Source organism: Pseudomonas sp. F01002 (assembly GCF_004402115.1).
Taxonomy (GTDB): Bacteria; Pseudomonadota; Gammaproteobacteria; order Pseudomonadales; family Pseudomonadaceae; genus Aquipseudomonas; species Aquipseudomonas frigoris.
The window spans coordinates 212,910-239,174 of the sequence record NZ_SOPU01000032.1 but is presented as its reverse complement, the minus strand read 5'-3'; the positions used below and the strand labels follow the sequence as shown (position 1 = coordinate 239,174).

Below are 26,265 nucleotides of genomic sequence, written 5' to 3'. Positions count from 1 at the left end.
ACCTCTTCGCTTCGAAAAAAGAGGTCGATGGTAGTGAATAATCCTGCGTTGCTGCCTGCCTGAAAGTGTCCGGATGGCCGTGGAATCGGTGTCCGGATGCTCGTGGAATGAGTGTCCGGATGCTCGTGGAATGAGTGTCCGGATCAGCGTGGAATCAGTGTCCGGATGTTGGTGGAATGGGTGTCCGGATGGTCATGGAATCCCCAGACAATCGTTGCTAGCGCGATGGCCAAACAGCTTCTTGGCTATGGCGTAAAACTTGCTGCCGGCGGTGCCGCGGGCGCGGCTCTGGGACGTGGTGTGGCCGTTTTCATGGGGCCGGTCGGCTGGATTCTCACGGGTGTCTGGACTGCGATTGATCTGGCTGGACCTGCTTTTCGCGTGACAGTGCCTTGCGTGCTACATATCGCGATGCTTAGACAAAAAATGATGTGTGCTCAGCTCAGCTCGGTATTTGAGGGTGCTTTCGATGATTGATTTGAGCGTTGTTTTCAAAGTGCCCGAGTGGCTGGCTATCGGGCTTGAGTCAGGAGAACTGGAACGCGTCGGAGGGGTGATCAGAGACAAGGTCACGAAAAAGGTTATTGCCTGGTTGAGGGAGGGGGACTCTGTCAGTACCGAGCCGCCGTCAGAGGTCCTCAATGGACAATTATCGAAGCTGATGATGCAAGGCCAGATGCTGATGGGACTTCAGGTTGCCAACCTGGTTGTGAGTGCCGTTGGCTTTGCCCTGATTTATCGGAAGCTACAGGGAATCGAACGGCAGCTAAATGTGATCGGCAATGCTGTAAATGATGTAAAGGCTAAGCAAGAGTGGCTTGAGGAGAAACAGTGGCTTGCTCATTTTGCCCCTGTGAGCGCGGCGATGGGTACGCTTGCTGAGTTGGGTAATTACAGTTCGACTGAAATCGTTCAGCACAAACTACTGACTGCTGAAAATCAGTGCTCTGTTGCTCAGAGTTACTTTCATGGTGTGGTCCGAAAACTGATCGCAGACAAAAGAGAGTATATGCACGCGTTTGAGCTATCCATGAGCTATAGGTCATGGTTGGCGTCTGGGCAAGGTCGGGTTCAGGCGTTATCGGAGCTGGGTGAGCAGAAAGCTGCACTGGGCGTCGCCCAGAAACTCACAACCGAGCACGCCGAATTTGGTAAGACTCTGACGGCTATTTTGAGTGATCCACTGCGGCGTTTCGTGCCTGGAAATTATGACCAAGAAGCCGGTGCGAATTTAATAGGTCTTGCCGATCAGGCAGCGCAGGTCCATCAGGTATTAAAGGGAAATGTGCTTCAACTGGATTTCATGCATGAGAACAAGCTGCTTCCGTCTGATTTGCCATCGGCTGACGAGCTGGATCAGCGCGGGATGCTGATCTATCTCGCTAATCGTTGAGGCTCACTTTTTCGCAGACATTAAAAAGCCGGCTTGTGGCCGGCTTCTCGGGGACTGGCTTGGTTCATTTTTGGTAAACCGCGCCAGCCTTCAAAACGTACACCCGGATCTTGCGTCCGGCTGTGGGACTTGGCGAGAAAGTCATCTGCCTTGTCGGTGCGATTCGCCGCCGCGGGGCGGGTCGATGCGCAAATGTGGGGCGCAGCATACTGATTTTTTTGCAAAATTCCCAGCGTGGTGTGCGGGGTAGAGCTATCCCGTGAGTTGTAGCAGCAGGCTTCGCCAGCTGCTACAAAGTTATGTGTTTACAGAAAAGGTACGGGTGGCCTGCGTTTATTCAGGGTCGACCACCAGAACACCCATCCCAGAACCCTTATGTTTTGTTCTTCGATTTGCGGAGGTCTGAAGACTTCATCCGGGTATTCGGAGCTGTTGTGGCTGCGCATGCGTATCGCGTTGCCTGGTACCCGGCTCAGGTATTTGATGCGCAACATGCCATCATGCTCGATTGCGTAAATCTCTCCGTCGACAATTTGCGTGAGCCCGCGGTCGATGGCGACGATGGAGCCATCTTCAATTTTTTCGGCCATGCTGTTGCCAACCATGCGGGCGCAGATGGCATCGGCGTGGTTGATTTCCAGGGAGTCAAGATCGCTGCGCGGCAGGCGGATCGATTCGCTAGGGTCTTTGATGACATGGGTTTTGTCGGAGCCGGGGGCGGTGGCCGCTTCTTTGTAAAAGGGTAGTTCGATATCGACTGGGTCGATGACCCGATAGGTGCCCCGGATTGACTGGGCGTCGAAGGTGTTGCCGGATGCGTCGATCAGATGCAATGCCCTGGCGTCTTGCGGTCCTTCGCCGGTTTTCAGCCATTCAGTATTTACGGACAGTCTTCTGGCGACATCTTCCATGCGGTAGTCAGGAACTCCGCGGGTATACCAGTTATGGACGGTTTGAGGGTCGGAAATACCCAGGAATTCGGCAAATCTCGTTGTCGTGATTTGTAGCTCTTTCAGGAGCATTCTGAATCGTGGGCCGCAGGATTTGTTCTTTTTCATAAACACGAGTCTAGCCGTGCGGCATAAGGCTTTGATTCAACAAAACGTTCAAATCTGGCGTGAAATTTAAGTCCTGATGTAAGACGTCTTTTGTAAAAATTAAACAAGAAAAAACCGGTTTGCCCGCCAGTTAAATGTGCTGTTGAGTATGATATTCAAACGCCCACAAAAAACCCCGGATCAACCGGGGTTCTTCGTTATAGCCGTCCGTGAGAGGCGGCTATCAGCCTTTATAGGCGGCAACCGACTTCATGATCTCGGTGCGAGCGGCTTCTGCGTCGCCCCAACCTTCGATCTTCACCCATTTGCCTTTTTCGAGGTCTTTGTAGTTCTCGAAGAAGTGCTTGATCTGTTCCAGCAGCAGCGGTGGCAGATCGGTGTATTCCTTCACGTCGACGTACAGCTGGGACAGCTTGTCGTGTGGGACTGCGATGACTTTGGCATCGCCGCCGCCGTCGTCGGTCATGTGCAGGATGCCGACCGGACGGGCGCGGATGACCGAACCTGGAGCAACCGGGTAAGGGGTCACGACCAGCACGTCGAGGGGGTCACCGTCGTCAGCCAGGGTGTTCGGGATGAAACCGTAGTTGGCCGGGTAGAACATCGGGGTGGCCATGAAACGGTCAACGAACAGGCAATCGCTGTCTTTGTCGATTTCGTATTTGATCGGGGCGTGGTTGGCCGGAATCTCGATCGCGACGTAGATGTCGTTCGGCAGGTCTTTGCCAGCCGGAATCTTGCTGTAGCTCATTGGGCGGTGCCCCCGTTAGTTGACCAAAAACACTTGGCCGGATTGACCAAAAAGTGGCGGCGATTATAGGCATATTCCGCCGCCGTTGCTATGTACCAGAGGTCGTAGAGACCTTAGTCGCGTGCCTGATAGACCGGGTCTTCTGCCAGAAGTTGCCGCAGCCGGGCCAGAGGGTCCTGACGATAAAACAGCTTCAGCTGCTCATACACCAGAGGATACGCCTCGTGCAGCAAATCCGGGGCGCTGAAGAAGTATTCGCTGGTGACCGCGAAGAACTCAGCCGGGTTTTCCGCAGCGTACGGGTCGATGGTGGTTTCAGCGTCGGGATTGCGATCCAGTTGTCGATCAAGGTCGTCGTAGGCTTCTTGCATGACCTTGGCCCAGTCGCTGACCCGCATGTCGGCGTGCAGCGGCGGCAGGCCGTTGGCGTCGCCGTTGAGCATGTCGAGTTTATGCGCGAGTTCATGGATCACCAGGTTGTAGCCTTCCCAGCCACCACTGGCCATCACGCCGGGCCAGGCGAGGATGATCGGGCCTTGTTGCCAGGCTTCGCCGCTGTGTTCGCCGTCCCATTCGTGCTCGACGCCGCTGGCGTCGCGATGGCGCTGGGGGCTGAGGAAGTCGTCGGGGTAGAGGACGATTTCGTGGAAACCCTGATACCAGTTCAGATCGCCCAGCTGTAGCAACGGCAATTGCGCCTGGGCGGCAAGCAGCAGGCGTTGCTCCTGGTGGAGTTCGACACCGGGCAGGGCGGTCAGGTGTTTGTCCTGGAGGAACAGCACGCTGGCTTCACGCAGCCACCGGTCTTCAGCGGCGCTGAGGCCATCGAGAAAACTCAAGTGATGACGCACCCGCTGCCACATGTCGTCGGCAATCGGGTGTTTGGCCAAGGTGCGCCGGCGACGCCAGGCGCTAAGGGACCACATGGTGAATCAGCGCGATTGGGCTTTGGACGCGGCGTTAGCAAGGCGACTGCGGATCATGCCGATGATCATCGGTACCAGCGACAGCAGGATGATGCCCACTACCAGCAGCGACAGGTTCTTTTTGATGAACGGTACGTTGCCGAAGAAGTAACCGAGGGTCACCAGACCGCCCACCCAGAGGATCGTGCCAAAAACACTGAAGGCGAAGAAACGCGGGTAGGGCATTTTGGCCACGCCGGCGACAAACGGTGCAAAGGTGCGAATGATCGGCATGAAACGCGCCAGCGTCACCGTTTTACCGCCGTGCTTGTCGTAGAAATCGTGGGTTTGTTGCAGGTAGTCGCGGCGGAAGATTTTCGAGTTCGGGTTACTGAACAAACGCTCGCCGGCCGTTCTTCCGATCAGGTAGTTGGTGCTGTCGCCAAGGATTGCCGCCAGCATCAGCAGGCCACCCAGCAGCACCGGGTCCATGCCGCCGCCGGCGGCTACTGCGCCAGCAATGAAAAGCAGGGAGTCGCCCGGCAGGAATGGCATCACGACCAGGCCGGTTTCGCAGAAGATCACCAGGAACAAAATGGCGTAAATCCATGGCCCGTAGTTGTTTACCAGCAAATCGAGGTACACATCGAGATGCAGGATAATGTCGAGCGGGTTGAAATCCATGTGGGGCACCTGTGGTGATAGTCCGAGTCAGCAGACCTGTGCGATTGACTTCATGTAAGGCTACAAGCGGGTGTAGTTTTTCTTACAAGCCGGGAAGCTCGGGATTATACGGGCTGAGAAGTGAAAAACGCGTTGAGTTTGTAGCGGGGGATGTCTAGGGATCCACACAGGTTGGAGTGGTGCAATCGATTCCTGTGGGAGCGAGCTTGCTCGCGATTCAGGCACCTCGGTGTATCAGTCATACCGAGGAGAAGCTATCGCGAGCAAGCTCGCTCCCACAATGTTCGAGGCGGATCAGAGCTCGTCGCTGATCGGCAACACGTAGTTCTTGAACTCGGTGTCTTCCTTGAATCCGATGGATTCGTAGGTTTTCTGTGCGACTTCGTTATTGCTGCTGGTGGAAACGCGCATGCGTACAGCGTTGGTTTCCTTGGCCATTTTCTTCGCGGTGCGGATGAGGTTGTCGGCCACCAACTGGCGGCGGGCCTCTTCGGCGACGTAGATGTCGTTGAGGATCCACACGCGTTTAAGCGAAAGGGACGAAAAGCTCGGGTACAACTGACAGAAACCCATCAGTTTGTTGCTGTCGTCATTGGCCAGGGCCAGGTAGATCACCGACTCCTTGCGACGCAGGCGCTTTTCAAGGAACGCCCGGGACGAGTCCGGATAGGCCAGGGAGCCATAAAACTCGCGATATTTGACGAACAACGGGGTCAGCAGGTCCAGGTGTTCGAGGGTCGCTTGAATAATCCGCATGGTAGGTCTCGTCTTCAAGTGGCTGTCTTCACGTACTGTGACGGCGAACGGTTCTCACTCGGGCAGCCGTGCGTCGATCCTGCCTGAAACTGGATCAGAAACGCAATGCGGAAACGGTTCAGGCATCCGGCAGACTCAGTAGGAAATTACCTTTCATGTCCGCTCCTGCGTCCGACTCCAGTGTCAGAACCTGCGCTTCGTCCTTCAGATTGACCCCTGACAACTGCCGCCTGCAGGCTTCGCGCATCAAATACAGCAAACGGTGTGCTGCCATGCCGTAACTCAGGCCTTCGAGTCGGACATTGGAAATGCAGTTGCGATAGGCATCGGTCAGCCCGACCTTTGGATTGTAGGTGAAATACAGCCCCAAGCTGTCCGGGGAACTGAGGCCAGGGCGTTCGCCGATCAGGATTACCACCATTTTCGCACCCAGCAGTTCGCCGATCTCGTCGGCTACGGCGACCCGACCCTGTTCCACCAGAATGACCGGTGAGACGGACCAACCGTCATTCACAATCTGGTCTTCCATCCGCGCCAGAAACGGCAGGGTATGGCGATGAACGGCCAACGCCGACAACCCATCGGCAACGACAATTGCCAGATCGACACCGCCGGGATTGGCCAATGCGTAATCGCGCAGTATCTGAGCCGACTCATCACTCAGCTTTCGCCCCAAATCGGGGCGTTGCAAGTAACTGTTCCGGTCCGTAGCGGCGCTGTGTAGCAGCAAACTGGCACGCCCGCGTTCGGCCAGTTGTGAGCTGAGCCCCGCATGGTCGAACGGCAAGTGCACAGCATCCCGGGCCTGAGCGTGGGCGTACTGGAAATCCAGCTGCGCGCTGGTCGGCATGCTGGTGCCGGTTTTACCCAGGGCGATCCGCGCTGGCGTCAGGCGACGCAGTTCCAGCAACGGGTTCTGTGGATCAACGGGTGGTTTATCCATTTCAACACTCATCCCAGTTGCGCCATCGCTTGGCGGAAAGCCGGCGGCAGGCTGTCGCCGAAGTGAATCTTGCCGTCTGCCTGGGTGAAAATGCCCATTCTCGCCAGCCATTGTTCGAATTCCGGCGCCGGTTTCAGGCCCAGCGTCTGGCGGGCGTAAAGGGCGTCGTGGAACGAGGTGGTCTGATAGTTGAGCATGATGTCATCGGAGCCGGGGATGCCCATGATGAAGTTGATCCCGGCCACGCCCAACAGGGTCAGCAGGGTGTCCATATCGTCCTGGTCGGCTTCGGCGTGGTTGGTGTAACAGATGTCGCAACCCATGGGCACGCCCAGGAGCTTGCCGCAGAAGTGGTCTTCGAGGCCGGCGCGGATGATCTGTTTACCGTTGTAGAGGTATTCCGGGCCAATGAATCCTACGACGGTGTTCACCAGGAACGGTTTGAAATGTCGCGCAACGGCGTAGGCGCGGGTTTCGCAGGTCTGTTGATCGATGCCGTGGTGGGCGTTGGCTGACAGGGCGCTGCCTTGGCCGGTCTCGAAATACATCAGATTCTGGCCCAGCGTGCCGCGATTCAGGCTCAAACCGGCGTCATAGCCTTCCTGCAGCACATTCAGGTTGATACCGAAACTGGCGTTGGCCGCCTCGGTGCCGGCGATCGACTGGAACACCAGGTCCAGCGGAACGCCGCGATTGATCGCCTCAATGGACGTGGTGACATGAGTCAGCACGCAGGCCTGGGTCGGAATCTCGTAGCGCTGGATGATCGCGTCGAGCATTTCCAGCATGGCGCAGATCGAGGCGATGCTGTCGGTGGCCGGGTTGATGCCGATCATCGCGTCACCGTTACCGTACAGCAGACCGTCGAGAATGCTCGCGGCGATACCGGCCGGTTCGTCGGTGGGGTGATTGGGTTGCAGGCGGGTGGATAGCCGACCGCGCAGGCCCATCGTGCCGCGGAACTGGGTGACCACGCGGATTTTCTGCGCTACCAGCACCAGATCCTGCACGCGCATGATTTTCGACACGGCGGCGACCATTTCCGGAGTCAGGCCGGGCGCGAGGGCGCGCAGGCTCTGTTCGTCGGCGGCATCGCTGAGCAGCCAGTCGCGAAAGCCGCCGACAGTGAGGTGGCTGACGGCGGCGAAAGCTTGTTTATCGTGAGTGTCGATGATCAGTCGGGTGACTTCATCGGCTTCGTAAGGAATGAGTACTTCTTGCAGGAAGTGGCTGAGCGGGATGTTGGCGAGGGCCATCTGCGCAGCCACCCGCTCGCCATCGTTGAGGGCGGCGACGCCGGCCAGAAAGTCCCCGGAACGCGCCGGACTGGCCTTGGCCATGACGTCCTTGAGGCTCTCGAAGCGATAGGTCTGGGCGCCGACGGAATGGGCAAATGCGGCCACGTTATTCTCCTGATTCAATCAACGACTCAAATACACCACCAAACCCCTGTGGGAGCGGGCTTGCTCGCGAAGGCGGTGTGTCATCCAGTACATGTGTCGGATGACACACCGCCTTCGCGAGCAAGCCCGCTCCCACATTGGATCTGCGTGCACTTCAATATGGCAGGCGCCGGGCAACAGGCCCGGCACCGGTGCAACTCAGACGCCTTCGAGCATCGCGTCCGCCGGCGCATCGAAGCGCTGCTTGGCGGTCAATTGGAAATACAAGTAACCGGCAGCCATAAACCCGAGGAACACACACCCGATCAGTGTGTTGAACCAGGCCATCGCCACCAGGCACACCACGGCCAGAAACAGCGCAATCCCTGGCACGATCGGGTAGCCCGGCGCGCGGAAGGTGCGTTCAAGGTTCGGCTCGGTTTTACGCAGTTTGAACAGGCTCAGCATACTGATGATGTACATCACGATGGCACCGAATACCGACATGGTGATCATTGCTGCCGTCAGGGTCATGCCTTGCAGGTTGACCAGACCGTCGCTGTAGATCGCCGCGATGCCGATCACGCCGCCGGCCAGGATTGCCCGGTGCGGAGTCTGGAAGCGCGAGAGCTTGGCCAGACCGCGAGGCAGGTAACCGGCCCGGGCCAGCGCAAAGAACTGCCGCGAGTAGCCAAGAATGATCCCGTGAAAGCTTGCCACTAGCCCGAACAGACCAATCCACACCAGCATGTGCATCCAGCTCGAATTGTTGCCGACCACGGCTTTCATTGCCTGAGGCAACGGATCGTTGATGTTCGACAGTTGACGCCAGTCGCCAACGCCGCCCGCCATCACCATCACGCCGATAGCCAGGAACACCAAGGTCAGAATGCCACTGACATACGCCTTGGGAATCGTGCGTTTCGGGTCCTTGGCTTCTTCAGCCGCCATCGCCGCGCCTTCAATCGCAAGGAAAAACCAGATCGCAAAGGGGATCGCCGCAAAGATGCCAGGGATCGAGCCCATGGTGAACTCGTTGGCGCCCGACCAGCCGTTAAGCGCGAAATTACTGAAGCTGAAGCCTGGCGCAACGACGCCCATGAACACCAGCAATTCGGCGACCGCCAGTACGGTGACAACCAGTTCAAACGTCGCGGCGATGCTGACGCCGAGGATATTCAAGCCCATGAACACGAAATAGGCGCCAACGGCGGCGATCTTGGGGTCCAGTTCCGGGTATTGCACGTTGAGGTAGGCGCCAATGGCCATGGCAATCGCCGGGGGCGCAAAGACGAATTCGATCAGAGTGGCGATGCCGGCGATCAGCCCGCCTTTCTCACCGAAGGCCCGCCGGCTGTAGGCAAACGGCCCGCCCGCGTGGGGAATCGCGGTAGTCAATTCGGTGAAGCTGAAGATGAAACAGGTGTACATCGTCGCCACCATTAGGGCGGTGACGAGGAAACCCAGGGTCCCTGCGGTGCCCCAGCCGTAACTCCAGCCGAAATACTCGCCGGAAATCACCAGGCCGACGGCAATGCCCCATAAATGCAGGGTGCCGAGTGTGGGTTTGAGCTGTGTAGTAGAAGTCATAAGTCCTCTCTATTTTTTATTGTTTAATCTTTTGGACTTTCGGGTACGACGTTTTCGTGTAGAGCGGGCACGCAAAGCCCGTGCCAGAGCGGCAGGGCGATGTCCGGTGTTGTCGGTGAGGACGCCTTCGCGAGCAAGCCCGCTCCCACAGGGGTTCTGTGAACACTGGAGAACCACTGTGGGAGCGGGCTTGCTCGCGAAAGCTATGTGAAGGGCGACACAGGAATACCTGTCCCGCCCACGCTTTTTAGAAGAAGCCCAACGGATTAATGTCGTAGCTCACCAGCAGGTTTTTGGTCTGCTGATAGTGATCAAGCATCATTTTGTGGGTTTCACGACCGACGCCGGATTTTTTGTAGCCGCCGAACGCGGCGTGCGCCGGGTACAGGTGGTAGCAGTTGGTCCACACACGACCGGCCTTGATGGCGCGGCCCATGCGATAGGCGCGGTTGATGTCGCGGGTCCAGAGGCCGGCACCCAAGCCGAACTCGGTGTCGTTGGCGATGGCCAGGGCTTCGGCTTCGTCCTTGAAGGTGGTGATGCTCACCACCGGGCCAAAGATTTCTTCCTGGAACACGCGCATTTTGTTGGTGCCCTTGAGCAGGGTCGGCTGGATGTAATACCCGGTCGCCAGGTTGCCCTCGAGTTTCTCCACCTTGCCGCCGGTCAACAGCTCGGCGCCTTCGCCCTTGGCGATTTCCAGGTACGAAAGGATTTTGTCGAATTGCTGCTCGGACGCCTGGGCGCCGACCATGGTGTCGGTGTCCAGCGGGTCGCCACGTTTGATCGACAGCACTTTCTTCATCACGACTTTCATGAAGTCGTCGTAGATCGACTCTTGCACCAAGGCGCGGGAAGGGCAGGTGCAGACTTCGCCCTGGTTAAAGAACGCCAGCACCAGGCCTTCAGCGGCTTTTTCAATGAAGCTTGGCTCGGCCTTCATGATGTCTTCGAAGAAGATGTTCGGCGACTTGCCACCCAGCTCCACGGTGGACGGAATGATGTTTTCGGCGGCGCATTTCATGATGTGCGAGCCGACCGGGGTCGAGCCGGTGAAGGCGATCTTGGCGATGCGTTTGCTGGTGGCCAGTGCTTCGCCGGCTTCTTTGCCGAAGCCTTGCACCACGTTCAGCACGCCCGGCGGCAGCAGGTCGCCGATCAGCTCCATCAGCACGGTAATGCCCAGCGGCGTTTGCTCGGCAGGCTTGAGCACCACGCAGTTACCAGCCGCCAGGGCCGGGGCGAGTTTCCAGGCAGCCATCAGGATCGGGAAGTTCCACGGGATGATCTGCCCGACCACGCCCAATGGTTCATGGATGTGATACGCCACGGTATTGCCGTCGATCTCTGCAGCGCTGCCTTCCTGGGCGCGGATGCAACCGGCGAAGTAGCGGAAATGGTCCGCCGCCAGCGGGATGTCGGCGTTGAGGGTTTCACGCACGGCTTTGCCGTTGTCCCAGGATTCGGTGATCGCCAGGACTTCGAGGTTCTGTTCGATGCGGTCGGCGATTTTCAGCAGCACCAGCGAGCGAGCCTGGGCGGACGTGGCGCCCCAGGCATCGGCAGCGGCGTGGGCAGCGTCCAGGGCTTTGTCGATGTCTTCGGCCGTGGAGCGCGGGAATTCGGCAATCGGTTGGCCATTCACTGGCGAGGTATTGGTGAAGTACTGACCTTTAACAGGCGCGACGAACTCGCCGCCGATGTAGTTACCGTATTTACTCTTGAACGAAACGATAGCGCCTTCAGTACCGGGGTGAGCGTAACGCATGATGTTTTCTCCTTGGCTTTTGTACTTATTAGAGAGGCGCATGTGCGCTTGCTATAAGCGTAGAGCAAAGGTCGGGCCAGTGCCTTGCAGGTCAGGCAAATCAAGGCCTTACGCGGTTTTTGTCGGACCGACGGACGCTGGCTGTGACGGTTTCGGTACAGCCATGGTGACACTTTGTACCGCTTCTGGCGCAACCTGTGACCGGGCGGTCTTGCCAGCATTGCAAAGCATGGATGGCTGGAGGATGCTCGGTGCCTGTGATGGACCGTAGGCACTGCCGAAGGCTGCGATCTTTTGATCTCGAACCATCAAAGTCAAAAGATCGCAGCCTTCGGCAGCTCCTACAGGGCCGTGTACACCTTTCGGGGAGAACAATAAGAAATGCACGACAACCATTTGAGTCGCCATGCCCAGCAGGTCCTGACCGTCACTCAGGGAAAGTCTCACTTGCACGGCCCCGGCAGCGATCCGTCGATTGCCCGCTCCTGGCTGCGCTGTCTTGAGGACTATCACCTCGACCCGGCCCTGACCATGGCACCAACAGTGCTGGAACATGGCCGCGTCCTGGAAAGCCGCGAGCGCTTGCAGCAAGTGCTGCACATCGCCGGCAGCGAAATGACCAGCCTTCATCAGCAACTTTCAGGCGCCGGCCACGCGGTCCTGCTGACTGACGCCCGCGGGGTGATCCTCAACTGCGTCACCGCGCCTGCCGAACGGAAGATTTTCGAACGCGCCGGCCTCTGGCTCGGTGCGGACTGGAGCGAAGCCTGTGAAGGTACCAACGGCATCGGCACCTGTCTGGTGGAGCGTCAGTCGCTGACCATCCACCAGGATGAGCATTTTCGCGGCCGTCACACCGGCCTGACCTGCTCGGCGAGCCCGGTGTTCGACCCACACGGCGAACTGCTGGCGGTGCTCGATGTGTCCTCGGCGCGCCACGAGGTCTCTCGTCAAAGCCAGTTCCACACCATGGCCCTGGTCAATCTTTCGGCGAAGATGATCGAGAGCTGCTACTTCCTGCGCTATTTCGACAATCAGTGGTTGCTGCGTTTTCACCTTCAGGCCGAATCCGTCGGGCTGTTCAGCGAAGGGTTGTTGGCATTCGACGGAGAAGGGCGGATCAGCGCGGTCAACCAGAGTGCGCTGAACCTGCTGGGGCATATTCGCGGTGGGTTGCTGGGCAAACCGGTGGAGGCGTTTTTCGACTGCTCGCTGGATGAATTGCTCGGCCGCGCCAGCGTCAATGCCAGCGCCAGTTGGCCGTTGCGCACGCGCGACGGACGGAGTCTGTTTGCGCTGTTGCGCGGGCAGCCACGCAGCATTCCGGTGCCGGTGGTGCAAAGTGCGGTGATCGCCGAATCTTCGCGCTTGTCGGGTATTTGTCTGGGTGACACGGGGTTGCAGGAAGATTTCCGCAAATCCTTGCGCGTGTTCGAGCGGGACGTACCGCTACTGATCAACGGCGAAACCGGATCCGGTAAAGAAGCGTTTGCCAAAGCCGTCCACCAGGCCAGCCAGCGAGCAGAAAAAGCCTTCGTCGCCCTCAACTGCGCCGCCATCCCCGAAAGCCTGATCGAGAGCGAACTGTTTGGTTATCGCGGCGGCAGCTTTACTGGTGCACGCAAGGAAGGCATGCGCGGCAAGTTGCAGCAGGCTGATGGCGGGACTCTGTTCCTCGATGAAATCGGTGACATGCCCCTGGCCTTGCAGACCCGGCTATTAAGGGTGCTGGAAGACCGTCAGGTGGTGCCGATCGGCGGCGAGCCGGAGTCGGTCAACGTACGGATCATCAGCGCCACTCACCGCAATCTGCTGGAGCGGGTGCAGGACGGCAGCTTCCGCGAGGATTTGTATTACCGACTCAATGGGCTGGAAGTTGCATTGCCGGCGTTGCGTGATCGCAGTGATAAATCCCAACTGCTCGATTTTTTGCTGGCCGAAGAGGCGGGCGGGGAAACCGTATTGATCGACGGTCCGGCACGCCAGGCGTTGCTGGCCTTCGCCTGGCCGGGGAACGTGCGGCAGTTGCGTAATGTGCTGCGCACGTTAGCGGCGTTGTGCGACGGTGGGCGGATCGGGCTGGAGGATTTGCCGGCGATGATTCGTCAGGCTCGGCCAGTTCCGGTTGTTGCCGTTGAGGAGCCGTCGGACTACCCGCTGGATGACGCTGAGCGGCTGGCGTTGCTGAATGCGCTGGAACAGACGCGTTGGCATATGACTCACACGGCTGAACAACTTGGGGTTAGTCGCAATACGCTTTATCGGAAGCTGCGCAAGCACGGGATTGCCCGATAAACCGCGTCGCGGCCATTCGCGAGCAAGCCCGCTCCCACAGTTGATCTGAGTCGTTCACAAACCCAAGCGGGCTTGCTCCGGGCGGCGTTCCGACGAAGGCGTCCTCAAGTCCGAAACACAAGGTGCGAATTTTCCCACCCTAAGCTAACCTGCGGCCATGTTTTACGAGGTCGACTAATGCACATTCACATTCTTGGTATCTGCGGCACTTTTATGGGTTCGATGGCGGTTCTGGCCAAAGAGCTTGGCCATCACGTGACGGGCTCCGATGCCAACGTCTATCCGCCGATGAGCACTCAGCTTGAGGCTCAGGGCATTGAGTTGACCCAAGGCTATGACCCGGCGCAGCTCGATCCGGCACCGGATCTGGTGGTGATCGGCAATGCCATGTCCCGCGGCAACCCGGCTGTCGAATACGTGCTGAATAAAGGCCTGCCGTACGTCTCCGGCCCGCAATGGCTGGCGGATCACGTGTTGCAAGGTCGCTGGGTGCTGGCCGTCGCCGGTACTCACGGCAAAACCACCACCAGCAGCATGCTCGCCTGGGTGCTGGAACACGCGGGCATGAGCCCGGGTTTCCTGATCGGCGGCGTGCCGCAAAACTTCTCGGTGTCCGCTCGTCTGGGTGACACCCCATTCTTCGTGATCGAAGCCGACGAGTACGACAGCGCGTTCTTCGACAAGCGCTCCAAGTTCGTTCACTACCGCCCGCGCACGGCGATCCTGAACAACCTGGAATACGATCACGCCGACATCTTCCCCGATCTACCCGCCATCGAGCGCCAGTTCCACCATTTGGTGCGGACTATCCCGAGCGAAGGCCTGGTGATCCACCCGACCACCGAACCTGCGTTGAAGCGGGTAATCGAGATGGGCTGCTGGACCCCGGTGCAAACCACCGGTGCCGGCGGTCAGTGGCAGGTCAAACTGCTCAGCGAAGACGGTTCGAAGTTTGAAGTGATGTTCGAAGGTGTTGCCCAAGGTGTGGTCGAGTGGGACATGACCGGCCAACACAACGTCGCCAACGCCCTGGCCACGTTGGCTGCGGCGCGCCACGTCGGTGTTGTGCCGTCCATGGGCATCGCTGCTCTGAGCGCATTCAAAAGCGTCAAGCGCCGGATGGAGAAAGTCGCGGAGGTCCGTGGCATTACCATCTACGACGACTTCGCTCACCATCCGACGGCGATTGCGACGACCCTCGACGGTCTGCGCAAGCGCATCGGCGATGCACCGTTGATTGCGATCATCGAGCCGCGCTCCAACTCCATGAAGCTCGGTGCTCACCGCGACGGCTTGCCGGAAAGCGTGGTCGATGCCGATCAGGTGATCTGGTATGCGCCGGCCAACCTCGGTTGGGATCTGGGGGCTACTGCTGCGTTGTGCACGGTGCCGTCGATCGTCAGCGATTCGCTTGAAGGCATTATCGAGCGTGTGAAGAGCCAGGCCCAGCCAGGCACTCACGTGGTGATCATGAGCAACGGCGGCTTCGGCGGCCTGCACGGCAAACTCGCCGAGGCGCTGCAATGAACAACGGCCCGGAACGCATCACGCTGGCGATGACCGGCGCTTCGGGCGCCCAATATGGTTTGCGCCTGCTTGACTGCCTGATTCGTGAAGACCGCGAGGTGCACTTCATGATCTCCAAGGCCGCGCAACTGGTGATGGCCACCGAGACTGACGTTACGCTGCCGCCGAAAACACAGATGATGCAGGCCTTCCTCACCGAATACACCGGGGCTGCCGCCGGGCAGATTCGGGTGTATGGCAAGGAAGACTGGATGTCGCCAGTGGCCTCGGGCTCCGGCGCGCCGGCAGCGATGGTGGTGGTGCCGTGTTCCACCGGGACTTTGTCGGCTATTGCGACGGGGGCTTGCAACAACCTGATCGAGCGTGCTGCCGACGTCACCTTGAAGGAACGTCGTCAGCTGATTCTGGTGCCGCGTGAGGCGCCGTATTCGAGCATCCATCTGGAGAACATGCTCAAGTTGTCGAACATGGGCGTGACGATTTTGCCGGCGTCGCCAGGCTTTTATCATCAGCCGCAAACCATCGACGACTTGATCGATTTTGTCGTGGCGCGAATTCTCAATCTGCTGAACATTCCCCAGGACATGCTGCCGCGTTGGGGCGAACACCATCTGACCAGCGATGAATAAGCTATTGGCAATTGTGCTGGCGCTGCAATTGGCTGGCTGCGCCACGGCGCGAACGCTTGATGCCGCCAAGCCCGGGGCGCCAGTGGTGTATTCGGGGACGCGTCTGGATTTGTATGCCATGAACGGCGGTTGCTGCGCCATGGACCACTTCGGCGCCGAAGCCCCGAGCTACCCCGGCATCGACCTGCCGGCCAGTGCGTTGCTCGACACGCTGCTGTTGCCGCTGTCGGTGCTTACGGTTATTGGGGTAAGTTTTCAGGCGACGGGCGGGTTGTAGGAGAGCTCTATGCGCTCTAATCGCGAGCAAGCTCGCCCCCACATTTGATCTGTGTCGTTCACAAATCCAATGTGGGAGCGAGCTTGCTCGCGAAGGCGTCTTCCTGGGCGCCGCAGAATTATTTACCTAACTTGCGCAACTCATCCGACTCCACAATCCGCACCCCATCCTGCTCTTCCAGCGCCAGTCGCCACATGGCGCGGGCCAGTTGGCAGGCTTCGATGCCGCGGTATTTACCGGGGATCAAACGGGACAAGGGCCCGACGAATTGCTCAGCCATACGCGGTTCCATACGCTCGCCCAGCAGCAGCGAAGGTCGACAAATGGTCAGTTGCGGCCAGTCCTGTGCGCGCAATGCATATTCCATCTCGCCTTTGACGCGGTTGTAGAAAATAGAGGACCTGCGATCGGCCCCCAGGGCACTGATCACGATCAGGTGCCGTGCGCCCATCTCCCGTGCGCGTTTGGCGAACGCCACCACCATGTCCAGGTCCACCGCGCGAAACGCCTGCTCCGAGCCGGCCTGTTTGATGGTGGTACCGAGGCAGCAGTAGGCGATGTCGACGCGACCATTCAATTGCGGCAGAAACACCGCCGGGTCGCCGACCGGGTTTTCCAAATGGGGATGCTCGGCCAATGGCCGGCGTGAGGGCGCCAATACTCGTGAGATCGTGGGCTCATTGAGCAGGCGATCAAGTAAATGTTCACCGGTCAAACCGGTAGCTCCGGCGAGCAATACGTGCTGAGGCGTCAAGTACATAGTGTTTCCCCCTTGATACTATTCAGCTTAGTTGCTCTTTGCATCCTTGCTGCTGATAGAGACACTTTGCAACGCCTTTCGTGCCTGCTGCTTGCGTAACAGCTGCCAGTGAGAGAGAACGGTTTTCGGCGCCCAGATCTGCGGTTCAGAGGCTTCGAAGCTGTCCGCCAGTTCGCGTTCCGCAACGGTGGCCTTGGCCAGTTTGAAGGCTTGCTCCAGATCATCGGTCTGGTTCAGTGCCTGGGCGAACAGCGCATCGCCGAAGTAGGTGAAGTTGGCTTCCTCCGAGCAGCCAAAGGACACGCGGTCAGCCCGCGAGGCGGTCATGATCAGGGTGCGTTCATCCTTGAGAGCCGGAATGAAGCCACCGGAGTAGCAGGACGAAATCACAATGATCTTGTCGCGGCTTTTCAGCGGTGAGAGAACCGCGGCGAGTTCGTCGGCCGGCAGATCGGACAGTTCCATGCGCGGCTGGTCGAGCACCAGTTCGTGTTCGCTGGTGCCGTGGCTGGTCATGTAAATGAAGATCAAGTCTTCCGGGCCACTGCGTTCGGCCAGGGCGGCGGCGGCGCGGCGCAGGTTTTCCCGGGTGGCCATCGGCCGGTCGACGAGGTGGTCGCGATGGTTCACCAGGCGGATCTGGCCAAACGCACCAAAGCGGCTGCTGAGCATGTTGCTGACGTAATCGGATTCGCGCAGGAACACGCTTTGCTTGCCGTCACCGCCGACTGTCAGGGTGTACAACTCGACCGCCGGGGTCGAAGCCGGCACGTTGGACAGTGCATCGTTCAGCAAGCGGCCCTGGGCCAGCAAACCGAGTTCCAGGCTATCGGGCAGCAATTTACCATCGGCATCGCGAACACGCTGGCCATTGATCCACGTACCGCTTTGCACTGTGCCGTCAGTCAGCACCAGGGTGCCGCGCCCCGAGTAACTGTCACCGTCGAACTGGCCGATGTAGAAGCTGCCGTCGGACAGGTTCAATCGACCTTGGCCGGTAAAGCGCCAGTCGCTGAACTGGCCGATGTAATGGCTGCCGTCGGCGCCGATCAACTCGCCCTTGCCGTTCAGCGACCCTTCCTTGAATTGACCAAGCCAGACATCACCGTCGGCGTTCTCGTAGCGGCCCTTGCCGTGCAGTTGGTTGTTCTTGAAACCGCCGACATAGATATCGCCATCGGCGCTGTTGAACGTCCCATTGCCTTCGAGCTGACCGTCGACGAAATGCCCGGTGAACTGATTGCCGCTGGCGTCGCCCCGTTGGCCTTCGCCGTTGGGTTTGCCGTGGGCGAACTGGCCCTGATACGAGCTGCCGTCTTCGAGTTCGAGACGACCGAGCCCTGAATATTGATCGGCCTTGAATTCACCGCGGTAGGTCATACCGTTTTCTTTGAGGGTGCCTTCACCGTCCCGTCGACCGGCTTTGAAACTGCCGGTGAAGCTGCTGCCGCTGGTGGTCAGTATGCCCTTGCCGTCGAACAGCCCTAGATTGAATCCCCCGCGATAGACTTCGCCGTTGCTGCCGTGCCATTCGCCCTGGCCATGCCATTGGCCCTTGTCGAAGTCGCCGGCGTACCAGCTGCCGTTCGGGTAATCGATACGGCCCTGGCCTTGCAGCAATCCGTTGACCAGTTCACCACGATAGCGTCCGCCGTCCGGCAACCGGGCGTCGGGGGGCAACAGCGATTCGCCGTCGCCGCAAGCGGTGAGCAATAGGGTCAGAGCGAGGAGTGCAAGTGGGCGCATAGCGGGATCCGGGCAATTAGGCGACCGAGTATGCCGCAGCTGTTTGACCTTATATAGCCAGGAAACAGGAGAGGGCGCGAAACAGCGTGAGCTGCTTCGCATCCGGGATGGGTTACACGAAGCAGAGAGACAGTGGCTCGGCGATGTAGGCCGGTTTATCCGAGCCTTCGATTTCAAGCGTGGCGGTGGCCTTGAGCAGCCATTGACCGGGCTTTTTCTCGATGACTTCGTTCATGTCGACCTTGAGTCGTACCCTGGAATTGACCTTCACTGGCTGGATGAAACGCACGGTATCCAAGCCGTAGTTGACCACCATCTTCGCCCCTTCAGGGAGGATCAGGATGTCTTCCATCAGTTTGGGGATCAGCGACAGCGACAGGAAACCGTGTGCAATGGTGCTGCCAAATGGCGTTTGCGCGGCTTTGACCGGGTCGACGTGGATGAACTGATAGTCCCCTGTGGCTTCGGCGAACAGGTTGATGCGCTCCTGATCGATGGTGAGCCATTCGGAACGTCCGAGTTCCTTGCCGACATAATCTTTGAGCTCTGCAACTGGAACATAGGGCATTGAGACTCTCCTTGGGTTCATCGGTTTTATAGTTTTGAGGTGGGGGGATTTGACCTCCCGGATTACCACTTTAGATCAACATGGCAAATGGCTCCGGTCAACTGACCATGATTTTGGCGAATGCCGGTCTATAGCGTTGACGTGCTTATAATGCTCGGCCCGCTTGTGCGGGATGGTATTGGCGGGAGATGACGAATGTTGTTACGTGGCCTGACCTGGCTGGTGCTGTTCCAATTGCTGGGCACAGCCATCAACCACTTGTTTTTACCGGTGCTGCCGGGGCCGATTGTCGGCCTGCTGTTGCTGCTGGTGTTCCTGATCAGCCGTGGCCAGGTCGGCGAACCGCTGAACCTCGCGGCCAGCAGTCTGCTGCGTTATCTGCCCTTGCTGCTGGTACCGCCAGCCGTGGGTGTGATGGTTTACGCCAAAGACATTGCCGCGGATTTCTGGGCCATCGTCGGTGCGCTGGTGTTGTCACTGTTGTTGTCCTTGGCCTTCGCTGGCGTGCTGATGCAGCGCATGGTCAAGCGTCACGCTCATCGTGAGGACGGCCAATGATCCTCGACTGGCACGGCGCCTGGACGTCGGTGATTCATCATCCGTTGTTCGGTATTGGCATTACGCTGGGTGCTTATCAGTTGGTGCTGGCGGCGTTCGAGAAAACCCGCTGGATCTTTCTGCAACCGGTACTGGTCTCGATGCTGCTGGTGATCGGCGTATTGGTGGGTTGCGGCCTGACCTATGCCGAATACCGCAAGAGCACCGAGATCCTCAGCATCCTGCTCGGCCCTGCGACCGTCGCGCTGGCTGTGCCGCTGTACCTCAATCTGCGACGCATTCGGCAGTTGTTCTGGCCGATATTTACTACGCTGGTGATAGGTGGCGTCGTCGCCACCGGCATGGGCGTATTGCTAGGCTGGTCGTTTGGTGCCGAACACATGATCCTGATGACCATGGCGCCGAAGTCGGTGACGTCGCCGATTGCCATGCTGGTGGCGGAGCAGATCGGTGGCGTCGCGGCGCTGGCGGCAGTGTTCGTGTTGATCACCGGGGTGATCGGGGCGATCTTCGGGCCGAGTCTTTTGACCAGGCTGGGTGTGCACAGCCCTGAGGCGCGCGGTATGGCACTGGGTATGACAGCGCACGCGGTCGGCACGGCGGTGGCGATGCAGGAAAGTGAAGAATGCGGCGCCTTCGCGGCGCTGGCGATGAGTCTGATGGGCGTGGCCACGGCAGTTTTCCTGCCGTTGGCGGTGTCGATGGTGGTGTAAGGAAATGTCTATGAGCTTGCCGCTTTTTCCGCTGAACACGGTGTTGTTTCCTGGTTGCATCCTCGATTTGCAGATCTTCGAGGCGCGCTACCTGGACATGATCAGTCGCTGCATGAAACAGGGCGGCGGCTTCGGCGTGGTGTGCATCCTCGACGGCGAAGAAGTCGGCATCGCCCCGGCGGGCTACGCGCTGGTCGGATGCGAGGCGCTGATCACTGATTTCAAACAGCAGGACAATGGCTTGCTGGGCATTCGGGTGCAGGGCGGGCGGCGTTTCCACGTGTTGCGTACCGAGATTCAGCGCGATCAGCTGACCGTCGCCGAGGTCGAGTGGCTGGAGGACGAACCTGAGCAACCGCTGCAGGACGAAGACGCCGACCTGGTTGCGCTGCTCAAAGCCTTGGCCGAACACCCGATGGTCGAAGCATTGAACATGGGCACCGAAGCAACCGGGCAGCAGTCGTTGGCCAATCAGTTGGCGTACCTGTTGCCGTTTGCCGAAGTGGACAAGATCGACCTGCTGCAACTCGATGATCCGCAGCAGCGGCTGGATGCGATTCAGGCGCTGCTGGATGAGTTGCAGGGTGAGTTGTTTGCTTAGTTGTACTTTGTATTAACTTGGTTTGTCTGCCAGTATTGTTTTGATTTTGTCTTTGTCTTAATTTCAAGTTGCCCGCAAGGAGTGGGCGATCTGATTAATAACAAGGATGAAGTCATGAATATTTATGAAGACGAATGGGCGTTTTGGGATGATGTCGCTGGCAAATATATTCTGAAGCATGCAGCGGCCGATCATAACGTCGATAAGGTAATAGATGCGGCGGGCGTTTATGCTGACTTGATGGTGGTTGAACGTCGTAAGCGCAAGCGCCTAAAACCTTTGTTGAAGGAAGTGTCCGTGGCCGCTATGCCTACGGTTTAGTCAGTATTTTTGTATTTCGTTATTTTTGTTAACGGTACTCTCACTATGTTGGTGGGGAGTAAGTAGTGCCGCATCTAATAAAATCAAGGTGTTTTTATGGTCATGGAAGAAAATAAAACGTTTACAGCGAACCTTTACGTTAACGGTTTGCCGTTGGTCCTGAACCAGCAGCGCCTGAAGACAAGACTCAGTGATCCGCGAATCACCAGACGCGAACAACTGGATGTTGAAGTGGCCCTGGCCGACAGGGGCGCTTCGAGTATTATTACGCTCGCCGATCATGAGGATGATACTCCTTTGTTATTCAAGTTTGTTCCGCGCGGTGACGATTATGCTGTCACAGTCGTTTCGCGAGGTGCTTATGAAGGATGGCGCTTGAAAATAGAGGCCGATACTCACCATGTGTCCGTAAGTGATAATGCGGATTCTGATTTTTTTTCAATCAGTAAACACGGCGCGCCTAAAGCCAGGTTTGCTGATCTTGACCCAGGGCCCTCTTATGTTTACATCGTGAGTGAGGTGAATGGGCGAGCGTTATATCGTGCCGAAGAGAGCGGGAAGATAATCTTTAAAAATGTAGACCCCAACCGCACGGGGCATGACGCCTTTAACAACAAGCCAGCCACCTTTGTACTCAAGGTTATTCCGACGTCCGCCGCGGTGGATGAGTGAACTCGCGCCATTCATTCGTGCAATGAATGGCGCGTTTTATCGGCATCTTTAATACGCATACCGCAACATCGCATGCGGCAAATGCCGCAACGCAAAGAAACCGAACAGCGCCACCAGCGCCGGCAACACCAGCCACCAGACCTTTGGTGGCATGGCGTTCAGCGGTGCCGGGCGCTGATTCAGCCACAAACTCGCCGCACACACGCACGCCGCCAGCATCGCGCCGGCCAGCACATCCGTCGGCCAGTGCGCGCCCAGGTACACCCGCGACAGGGCAATCGCCAGCGCGGGCAAGCAACCCAATAGCAGCCAGGTCAGACGCATGCGCGGCGGTTGTCCGCGGCCGGCCAGCACGGCCAGCGTCAGAAACAGCGCAAAAGAGCCCGAGGCGTGGCCGCTCGGCATGCTGTAGCTGGTCAGAGGATCGCTCAACACTTCCGGGCGTACGCGGGCGAAAAAGTGTTTGGTCACGGTGTTGCCCAGAGCGGTGCACAGCAGGGTGCTACCGGCGAAAATCGCCTGGCGCCATTGCCGGGTGAGCAACAGCAAACCCGTCAGCAGGGCGCTGAACACCAGCATGTTGCGGAATTCGCCGATCAGCGTGAACGTCACCGCCACTTCATCGAGCAGCGGGCTGCGGTGTTCCTGCACCAGGGTCATCACGCCCTGATCGAGGGCGGTCAGGTGCGGATAGCCGATAAACAGTCCGGCCAAAATCAGGAAGCTCATTCCGGTAATCAGCATCGTCGCTTTGCGATGACGGCGCATGCTGCTGGTGATGCTCAAGCCCACCATGAGGGCGATGCTGCCGGCGACGATGCCGGCCTCAGGCCAGAATCCCTCCGGCAACGGCAAGCGAATTGCCGCCCCCGTGGCCCAGCCGGGCAGCAGGTACGCGACGCTCCAGCCGGCGGCGGCCAGCAAGCTGACGGCGGCGAAGCGCGGGAAGGGCATGTCGAACATCCCGGCGACCATCGGCAGCATCGGCCGCAGCGGACCGATGAAGCGCCCGACCAGCAGGCTGGCGATGCCGTAGCGCTGGAAATACGCCTCGGCCCCGGCGATCCATTCCGGATGATGGCGCAACCCTGGCAGGCGCCGGATGTTCTGGTGGAAATGTCGTCCGATGAAGTAAGAGACGATATCGCCCAGAACGCCGGCGACGAATCCCAGTAATAGCGTTTCGCTCAATGACAGCGCGCCACTGCCGGCCAGTACCGCCACGGCAAACAGCAGCACCGTGCCGGGCACGATCAGCCCGGCAATCGCCAAGCATTCCACGAAGGCCACTATGAACACCGCCGCGGCCAGCCATTGCGGGTTGACCGTCAACCAACCGGTCACGCTATCGAGCCATGGGCCCATAAAAACAACTCCCTCTTATTAATTGACCCCCGGCGTAGGAGCTGCCGCAGGCTGCGATCTTTTGATCTTGATCCTTTAAGGGCAAAAGATCGCAGCCTACGGCAGCTCCTACAGGGAACTGTGTTCACAGCAAAAAATAATCACGACCTTCGACCTGCCCCCGTCGCAGCGGGTTTCGCGTGCAATACGGCGCGTAAGCCGCATCGACGAAACGGTACATCAAATGCTCATCGCGGCCGTGGGGAATGCCCAAACGCGTGGTTTGTATGATGTGAACGGGCGCCGGGCCGACATCTTCCACCAGCAGCACTTCATGGTCGAAGCGCTTGGCGTCCCAGACCGGCACCTTCAGGCCCAGCGCCTTGCAGAGCAAAGTCTGTCCGGCGCAAAGCTTTTGCGAGGGGCGAGGGCGACCTTGGGCGTCGGGATTGTTCAGCAGCATCTGAGCCAGGCTCGCCGGCCCGCTCAAGTCATCGACCCACGGATAGGCGGATTTGATCAGCACAGCATTGCCCGGACCCTGGGCGCTGAAGTTCAGGGAATCGCCGCCCCGGGCGTAGTACATATAGATGTGGCCACCATCCAGAAACAAAGCCTTACGTTTTTCTGTGTAGCCGAGGGAGGCGTGGCTGCCTTTTTCTTCGAAGTAATAGGCTTCGGTCTCGATAATCCGGGCGCTGAGCCACAGGTCGCCGACCCGGTGACGGATGACTTTACCGAGTAAATCCCGCGCCAGCGTTTGGGCGTCTCTGTCGAAAAATGCATCCGCGAGCCCCTTGGGCAGGCTCGTCGCGGACGTGCGAACAGTCAGGTTGGTCATGATGAACGGCGTTTATCAGGGCTGATTGAGTCGCGATGATAACAATTTGCAGCTTAATCACGGCTGAACGTCGGCAAATTGCCCTCCATTTCGACCATCCGCCCGTCACCGCTGTTAGTCGGGAGACGTGACAGCTATAATCTGCCGCTTTCCTCTTTACCAAGTCCACGCCAGACCATGACTGAGTCCGTTCTTGACTACATGACCCGCCTGGGTCGCGCTGCCCGCGAGGCTTCTCGCGTCATCGGCCGTGCCAGCACCGCGCAGAAAAACCGCGCCTTGCAGGCTGCTGCCAATGCGTTGGACGCTGCACGCGCCGAGCTGACGGCTGCCAATGAACTGGATTTGGCTGCTGGCCGTGCCAATGGTCTTGAACCTGCATTGCTTGAGCGTCTGGCGCTGACCCCGGAACGCATCGACGGCATGATCGTCGGTTTGCGTCAGGTAGCGGCTTTGCCGGACCCGGTCGGCGCGATCCGCGACATGAGCTTTCGGCCGTCGGGCATTCAGGTCGGCAAGATGCGCGTGCCGTTGGGCGTGATCGGGATCATCTACGAATCCCGGCCGAACGTGACCATCGATGCCGCCAGCCTGTGCCTGAAGTCCGGCAACGCGACCATCCTGCGTGGCGGCTCCGAGGCGATTCATTCCAATCGTGCCATTGCCGCCTGCATCCAGCGCGGTCTGGCCGAAGCCGATTTGCCTGCCGCCGTGGTGCAAGTGGTCGAAACCACCGATCGTGCCGCCGTTGGCGCACTGATCACCATGCCAGAATACGTCGACGTTATCGTGCCCCGTGGCGGCCGTGGCCTGATCGAGCGCGTTAGCCGTGACGCCCGCGTGCCGGTGATCAAGCATCTGGACGGCATCTGTCACGTTTATGTCAGTGCCCACGCCGACCTGCCGAAAGCCCAGCGCATTGCCTTCAATGCCAAGACCTACCGCTATGGCATCTGCGGTGCGATGGAAACCCTGCTGGTGGACCAATCGGTCGCCAAGGATTTCCTGCCGTCGATGGCTGCACAGTTCCGCGAAAAAGGCGTCGAGCTGCGCGGCTGCGAGCGCACCCGGGCGATCATCGAGGCTGTTGCCGCTAGCGAAGACGACTGGAACACCGAGTACCTGGCGCCGATTCTCTCGATCCGTGTGGTCGACGGGCTGGACCAGGCCATCGAACACATTAATAAGTACGGCTCCCATCACACCGATTCGATCGTCAGCGAAAACCTTGCTGACACCCGGCGTTTCGTCGCGGAAGTCGATTCGTCGTCGGTGATGATCAATACCCCGACGTGCTTCGCCGATGGCTTCGAATACGGATTGGGTGCCGAGATTGGCATTTCTACTGATAAGCTGCACGCCCGCGGCCCGGTGGGCCTCGAAGGTCTGACCTGCGAGAAGTACATCGTGGTCGGTGATGGCCAGTTGCGCGGCCAGGCGTCGGACTGACTTGGGCGACCTCGACTTGTCAGCCCCGGTCACCGCCAGCGAGCCTGCGCCTCGACGCATTGGCATGCTGGGCGGAACCTTCGACCCGGTGCACATCGGCCATTTGCGCAGTGCGCTGGAAGTCGCCGAATCGCTGGCGCTCGATGAGCTGCGTCTGACACCCAGTGCCAGACCACCTCATCGCGGTACGCCGCAGGTGTCGGCGAAAGACCGTCTGGCGATGGTCGAGTGCGCGGTGGCCGGTGTGGCGCCGTTGGTGGTGGACGCCCGCGAACTGCAGCGGGACAAACCGTCCTACACCATCGACACCCTGGAACTGATGCGCGCAGAACTTGCCGCCTCCGACCAGGTTTTTCTACTTTTGGGCTGGGACGCATTTTGCGGCCTGCCCACTTGGCACCGCTGGGAAGAGTTGCTCCAGCATTGCCACATCCTGGTGCTGCAACGCCCGGATGCCGACAGCGAACCGCCGGATGCCTTGCGCAATCTGTTGGCGGCACGCTCGGTGAGCGACCCGCTGGCCCTCAAAGGGCCGAGCGGACAGATTGCATTCGTCTGGCAGACACCGCTCGCGGTATCCGCCACCCAGATCCGTCAACTGCTGGCCAGCGGTAAGTCGGTACGTTTCCTGGTGCCCGACGCGGTCCTGGCCTACATCGATGCGCACGGACTCTACCGTGCGTCGAACTGAAAAAGGGAGCGCTTCAAACACGTGAACGCGTGTACCGAAGCGC

27 protein-coding genes are annotated in these 26,265 nt (G+C 59.0%); 13 read left to right on the top strand and 14 right to left on the bottom strand.

Annotated features, from left to right (window positions below; translation table 11 throughout):
* Window positions 1–165: 165 nt before the first annotated feature.
* Together E3W21_RS26550 and E3W21_RS26545 are read left to right on the top strand one after the other, a co-directional pair.
* A complete protein-coding gene (locus E3W21_RS26550) occupies window positions 166–477 on the top strand; it encodes a hypothetical protein (RefSeq protein ID WP_178084152.1) in 312 nt (103 codons plus the stop codon).
* Window positions 470–1,393: a hypothetical protein gene (locus E3W21_RS26545; protein ID WP_134422504.1), complete on the top strand. Its 924-nt coding sequence runs from the start codon at window positions 470–472 to the stop codon at window positions 1,391–1,393. Before E3W21_RS26550 ends, E3W21_RS26545 begins: the two co-directional genes overlap by 8 nt.
* A gap of 305 nt (window positions 1,394–1,698) precedes the next feature.
* Here the strand turns inward: E3W21_RS26545 and E3W21_RS26535 are convergent, their stop codons facing one another.
* The 9 genes from E3W21_RS26535 to E3W21_RS26495 all read right to left on the bottom strand — a co-directional run bounded on the left by E3W21_RS26535 (window position 1,699) and on the right by E3W21_RS26495 (window position 11,230).
* Window positions 1,699–2,451: a S24 family peptidase gene (locus tag E3W21_RS26535; RefSeq protein ID WP_134422500.1), complete on the bottom strand. Its 753-nt coding sequence runs from the start codon at window positions 2,449–2,451 to the stop codon at window positions 1,699–1,701.
* Window positions 2,452–2,674: 223 nt separating this feature from the next.
* Window positions 2,675–3,202 (bottom strand): inorganic diphosphatase, encoded by a 528-nt coding sequence (gene ppa / locus E3W21_RS26530; RefSeq protein WP_028620880.1) that lies wholly within the window; start codon window positions 3,200–3,202, stop codon window positions 2,675–2,677.
* Window positions 3,203–3,315: 113 nt separating this feature from the next.
* On the bottom strand, window positions 3,316–4,128 hold the full coding sequence (locus tag E3W21_RS26525; RefSeq protein ID WP_134422498.1) for a zinc-dependent peptidase: 813 nt from the start codon (window positions 4,126–4,128) through the stop codon (window positions 3,316–3,318).
* A gap of 6 nt (window positions 4,129–4,134) precedes the next feature.
* The gene (locus E3W21_RS26520; protein WP_056743613.1) at window positions 4,135–4,791 is read right to left on the bottom strand and encodes a DedA family protein; all 657 of its coding nucleotides are present in this window, start codon (window positions 4,789–4,791) and stop codon (window positions 4,135–4,137) included.
* Window positions 4,792–5,085: 294 nt separating this feature from the next.
* Window positions 5,086–5,547: an N-acetyltransferase gene (locus E3W21_RS26515; protein ID WP_134422496.1), complete on the bottom strand. Its 462-nt coding sequence runs from the start codon at window positions 5,545–5,547 to the stop codon at window positions 5,086–5,088.
* A 118-nt stretch (window positions 5,548–5,665) separates the two neighbouring features.
* Window positions 5,666–6,490 carry an ethanolamine ammonia-lyase subunit EutC gene (eutC, locus tag E3W21_RS26510; protein WP_166793873.1) on the bottom strand — a complete coding sequence of 275 codons (825 nt, stop codon included), beginning with the start codon at window positions 6,488–6,490 and terminating at the stop codon, window positions 5,666–5,668.
* An 8-nt stretch (window positions 6,491–6,498) separates the two neighbouring features.
* Window positions 6,499–7,893 (bottom strand): ethanolamine ammonia-lyase subunit EutB, encoded by a 1,395-nt coding sequence (locus tag E3W21_RS26505; protein WP_134422492.1) that lies wholly within the window; start codon window positions 7,891–7,893, stop codon window positions 6,499–6,501.
* Between the two features lie 198 nt (window positions 7,894–8,091).
* A complete protein-coding gene (gene eat, locus E3W21_RS26500) occupies window positions 8,092–9,462 on the bottom strand; it encodes an ethanolamine permease (RefSeq protein ID WP_134422490.1) in 1,371 nt (456 codons plus the stop codon).
* A 247-nt stretch (window positions 9,463–9,709) separates the two neighbouring features.
* Window positions 9,710–11,230, bottom strand: a complete 1,521-nt coding sequence (locus E3W21_RS26495) for an aldehyde dehydrogenase family protein (protein ID WP_010467346.1) — start codon at window positions 11,228–11,230, stop codon at window positions 9,710–9,712.
* 381 nt (window positions 11,231–11,611) lie between these two features.
* On the opposite strand from E3W21_RS26495, the gene E3W21_RS26490 reads away from it, so the two are divergent.
* From E3W21_RS26490 to E3W21_RS26475, 4 genes are all read left to right on the top strand, one after another.
* Window positions 11,612–13,525, top strand: a complete 1,914-nt coding sequence (locus E3W21_RS26490) for a sigma-54-dependent Fis family transcriptional regulator (RefSeq protein WP_129440864.1) — start codon at window positions 11,612–11,614, stop codon at window positions 13,523–13,525.
* A gap of 177 nt (window positions 13,526–13,702) precedes the next feature.
* A complete protein-coding gene (mpl, locus tag E3W21_RS26485) occupies window positions 13,703–15,052 on the top strand; it encodes a UDP-N-acetylmuramate:L-alanyl-gamma-D-glutamyl-meso-diaminopimelate ligase (protein WP_134422488.1) in 1,350 nt (449 codons plus the stop codon).
* A complete protein-coding gene (ubiX, locus tag E3W21_RS26480; RefSeq protein ID WP_046048695.1) occupies window positions 15,049–15,681 on the top strand; it encodes a flavin prenyltransferase UbiX in 633 nt (210 codons plus the stop codon). Before mpl ends, ubiX begins: the two co-directional genes overlap by 4 nt.
* A complete protein-coding gene (locus tag E3W21_RS26475; protein ID WP_129440870.1) occupies window positions 15,674–15,958 on the top strand; it encodes a YceK/YidQ family lipoprotein in 285 nt (94 codons plus the stop codon). Before ubiX ends, E3W21_RS26475 begins: the two co-directional genes overlap by 8 nt.
* A 118-nt stretch (window positions 15,959–16,076) precedes the next feature.
* On the opposite strand, the gene E3W21_RS26470 is transcribed toward E3W21_RS26475, so the two are convergent.
* From E3W21_RS26470 to E3W21_RS26460, 3 genes are all read right to left on the bottom strand, one after another.
* Entirely contained in the window at window positions 16,077–16,718 is a 642-nt protein-coding gene (locus E3W21_RS26470; RefSeq protein WP_134422486.1) for an oxidoreductase, read from the bottom strand.
* A gap of 27 nt (window positions 16,719–16,745) precedes the next feature.
* The gene (locus E3W21_RS26465) at window positions 16,746–18,464 is read right to left on the bottom strand and encodes a C13 family peptidase (RefSeq protein WP_134422484.1); all 1,719 of its coding nucleotides are present in this window, start codon (window positions 18,462–18,464) and stop codon (window positions 16,746–16,748) included.
* Window positions 18,465–18,576: 112 nt separating this feature from the next.
* Window positions 18,577–19,032 carry a MaoC family dehydratase gene (locus E3W21_RS26460; protein ID WP_123367685.1) on the bottom strand — a complete coding sequence of 152 codons (456 nt, stop codon included), beginning with the start codon at window positions 19,030–19,032 and terminating at the stop codon, window positions 18,577–18,579.
* Between the two features lie 195 nt (window positions 19,033–19,227).
* Between E3W21_RS26460 and E3W21_RS26455 the strand changes: the two genes are divergently transcribed.
* The 5 genes from E3W21_RS26455 to E3W21_RS26435 all read left to right on the top strand — a co-directional run bounded on the left by E3W21_RS26455 (window position 19,228) and on the right by E3W21_RS26435 (window position 21,897).
* Entirely contained in the window at window positions 19,228–19,590 is a 363-nt protein-coding gene (locus E3W21_RS26455) for a CidA/LrgA family protein (protein ID WP_129440876.1), read from the top strand.
* A complete protein-coding gene (locus E3W21_RS26450; protein WP_134422482.1) occupies window positions 19,587–20,303 on the top strand; it encodes an LrgB family protein in 717 nt (238 codons plus the stop codon). The genes E3W21_RS26455 and E3W21_RS26450 overlap by 4 nt, the downstream gene beginning before the upstream one ends.
* A 10-nt stretch (window positions 20,304–20,313) precedes the next feature.
* The gene (locus E3W21_RS26445; protein WP_008152802.1) at window positions 20,314–20,904 is read left to right on the top strand and encodes an LON peptidase substrate-binding domain-containing protein; all 591 of its coding nucleotides are present in this window, start codon (window positions 20,314–20,316) and stop codon (window positions 20,902–20,904) included.
* 114 nt (window positions 20,905–21,018) lie between these two features.
* Complete coding sequence (locus tag E3W21_RS26440) at window positions 21,019–21,225, top strand: hypothetical protein (RefSeq protein ID WP_129440880.1); 207 nt, start codon at window positions 21,019–21,021, stop codon at window positions 21,223–21,225.
* Between the two features lie 102 nt (window positions 21,226–21,327).
* Window positions 21,328–21,897 carry a hypothetical protein gene (locus tag E3W21_RS26435; protein ID WP_178084151.1) on the top strand — a complete coding sequence of 190 codons (570 nt, stop codon included), beginning with the start codon at window positions 21,328–21,330 and terminating at the stop codon, window positions 21,895–21,897.
* Window positions 21,898–21,945: 48 nt separating this feature from the next.
* On the opposite strand, the gene E3W21_RS26430 is transcribed toward E3W21_RS26435, so the two are convergent.
* Together E3W21_RS26430 and E3W21_RS26425 are read right to left on the bottom strand one after the other, a co-directional pair.
* Window positions 21,946–23,262, bottom strand: a complete 1,317-nt coding sequence (locus tag E3W21_RS26430; RefSeq protein ID WP_134422478.1) for a bifunctional DedA family/phosphatase PAP2 family protein — start codon at window positions 23,260–23,262, stop codon at window positions 21,946–21,948.
* Window positions 23,263–23,386: 124 nt separating this feature from the next.
* On the bottom strand, window positions 23,387–24,082 hold the full coding sequence (locus tag E3W21_RS26425; RefSeq protein WP_134422476.1) for a DNA-3-methyladenine glycosylase: 696 nt from the start codon (window positions 24,080–24,082) through the stop codon (window positions 23,387–23,389).
* 177 nt (window positions 24,083–24,259) lie between these two features.
* On the opposite strand from E3W21_RS26425, the gene E3W21_RS26420 reads away from it, so the two are divergent.
* Entirely contained in the window at window positions 24,260–25,531 is a 1,272-nt protein-coding gene (locus E3W21_RS26420) for a glutamate-5-semialdehyde dehydrogenase (RefSeq protein ID WP_134422474.1), read from the top strand.
* Between the two features lies 1 nt (window position 25,532).
* Window positions 25,533–26,222: a nicotinate-nucleotide adenylyltransferase gene (gene nadD, locus E3W21_RS26415; protein ID WP_256657754.1), complete on the top strand. Its 690-nt coding sequence runs from the start codon at window positions 25,533–25,535 to the stop codon at window positions 26,220–26,222.
* Window positions 26,223–26,265: the final 43 nt, after the last annotated feature.

Coding starts and splice junctions, on each gene's coding strand:
- E3W21_RS26490 (WP_129440864.1), top strand. CDS start 11,612: ATGCACGACAACCATTTGAGTCGCCATGCCCAGCAGGTCCTGACCGTC.
- eutC (WP_166793873.1), bottom strand. CDS start 6,490: ATGGATAAACCACCCGTTGATCCACAGAACCCGTTGCTGGAACTGCGT.
- E3W21_RS26430 (WP_134422478.1), bottom strand. CDS start 23,262: ATGGGCCCATGGCTCGATAGCGTGACCGGTTGGTTGACGGTCAACCCG.
- E3W21_RS26435 (WP_178084151.1), top strand. CDS start 21,328: ATGGAAGAAAATAAAACGTTTACAGCGAACCTTTACGTTAACGGTTTG.
- E3W21_RS26515 (WP_134422496.1), bottom strand. CDS start 5,547: ATGCGGATTATTCAAGCGACCCTCGAACACCTGGACCTGCTGACCCCG.
- E3W21_RS26440 (WP_129440880.1), top strand. CDS start 21,019: ATGAATATTTATGAAGACGAATGGGCGTTTTGGGATGATGTCGCTGGC.
- E3W21_RS26535 (WP_134422500.1), bottom strand. CDS start 2,451: ATGAAAAAGAACAAATCCTGCGGCCCACGATTCAGAATGCTCCTGAAA.
- E3W21_RS26455 (WP_129440876.1), top strand. CDS start 19,228: ATGTTGTTACGTGGCCTGACCTGGCTGGTGCTGTTCCAATTGCTGGGC.
- E3W21_RS26525 (WP_134422498.1), bottom strand. CDS start 4,128: ATGTGGTCCCTTAGCGCCTGGCGTCGCCGGCGCACCTTGGCCAAACAC.
- E3W21_RS26465 (WP_134422484.1), bottom strand. CDS start 18,464: ATGCGCCCACTTGCACTCCTCGCTCTGACCCTATTGCTCACCGCTTGC.
- E3W21_RS26450 (WP_134422482.1), top strand. CDS start 19,587: ATGATCCTCGACTGGCACGGCGCCTGGACGTCGGTGATTCATCATCCG.
- E3W21_RS26550 (WP_178084152.1), top strand. CDS start 166: ATGTTGGTGGAATGGGTGTCCGGATGGTCATGGAATCCCCAGACAATC.
- E3W21_RS26460 (WP_123367685.1), bottom strand. CDS start 19,032: ATGCCCTATGTTCCAGTTGCAGAGCTCAAAGATTATGTCGGCAAGGAA.
- E3W21_RS26475 (WP_129440870.1), top strand. CDS start 15,674: ATGAATAAGCTATTGGCAATTGTGCTGGCGCTGCAATTGGCTGGCTGC.
- E3W21_RS26420 (WP_134422474.1), top strand. CDS start 24,260: ATGACTGAGTCCGTTCTTGACTACATGACCCGCCTGGGTCGCGCTGCC.
- ppa (WP_028620880.1), bottom strand. CDS start 3,202: ATGAGCTACAGCAAGATTCCGGCTGGCAAAGACCTGCCGAACGACATC.
- E3W21_RS26545 (WP_134422504.1), top strand. CDS start 470: ATGATTGATTTGAGCGTTGTTTTCAAAGTGCCCGAGTGGCTGGCTATC.
- ubiX (WP_046048695.1), top strand. CDS start 15,049: ATGAACAACGGCCCGGAACGCATCACGCTGGCGATGACCGGCGCTTCG.
- E3W21_RS26495 (WP_010467346.1), bottom strand. CDS start 11,230: ATGCGTTACGCTCACCCCGGTACTGAAGGCGCTATCGTTTCGTTCAAG.
- eat (WP_134422490.1), bottom strand. CDS start 9,462: ATGACTTCTACTACACAGCTCAAACCCACACTCGGCACCCTGCATTTA.
- mpl (WP_134422488.1), top strand. CDS start 13,703: ATGCACATTCACATTCTTGGTATCTGCGGCACTTTTATGGGTTCGATG.
- E3W21_RS26445 (WP_008152802.1), top strand. CDS start 20,314: ATGAGCTTGCCGCTTTTTCCGCTGAACACGGTGTTGTTTCCTGGTTGC.
- E3W21_RS26520 (WP_056743613.1), bottom strand. CDS start 4,791: ATGGATTTCAACCCGCTCGACATTATCCTGCATCTCGATGTGTACCTC.
- E3W21_RS26470 (WP_134422486.1), bottom strand. CDS start 16,718: ATGTACTTGACGCCTCAGCACGTATTGCTCGCCGGAGCTACCGGTTTG.
- E3W21_RS26425 (WP_134422476.1), bottom strand. CDS start 24,082: ATGACCAACCTGACTGTTCGCACGTCCGCGACGAGCCTGCCCAAGGGG.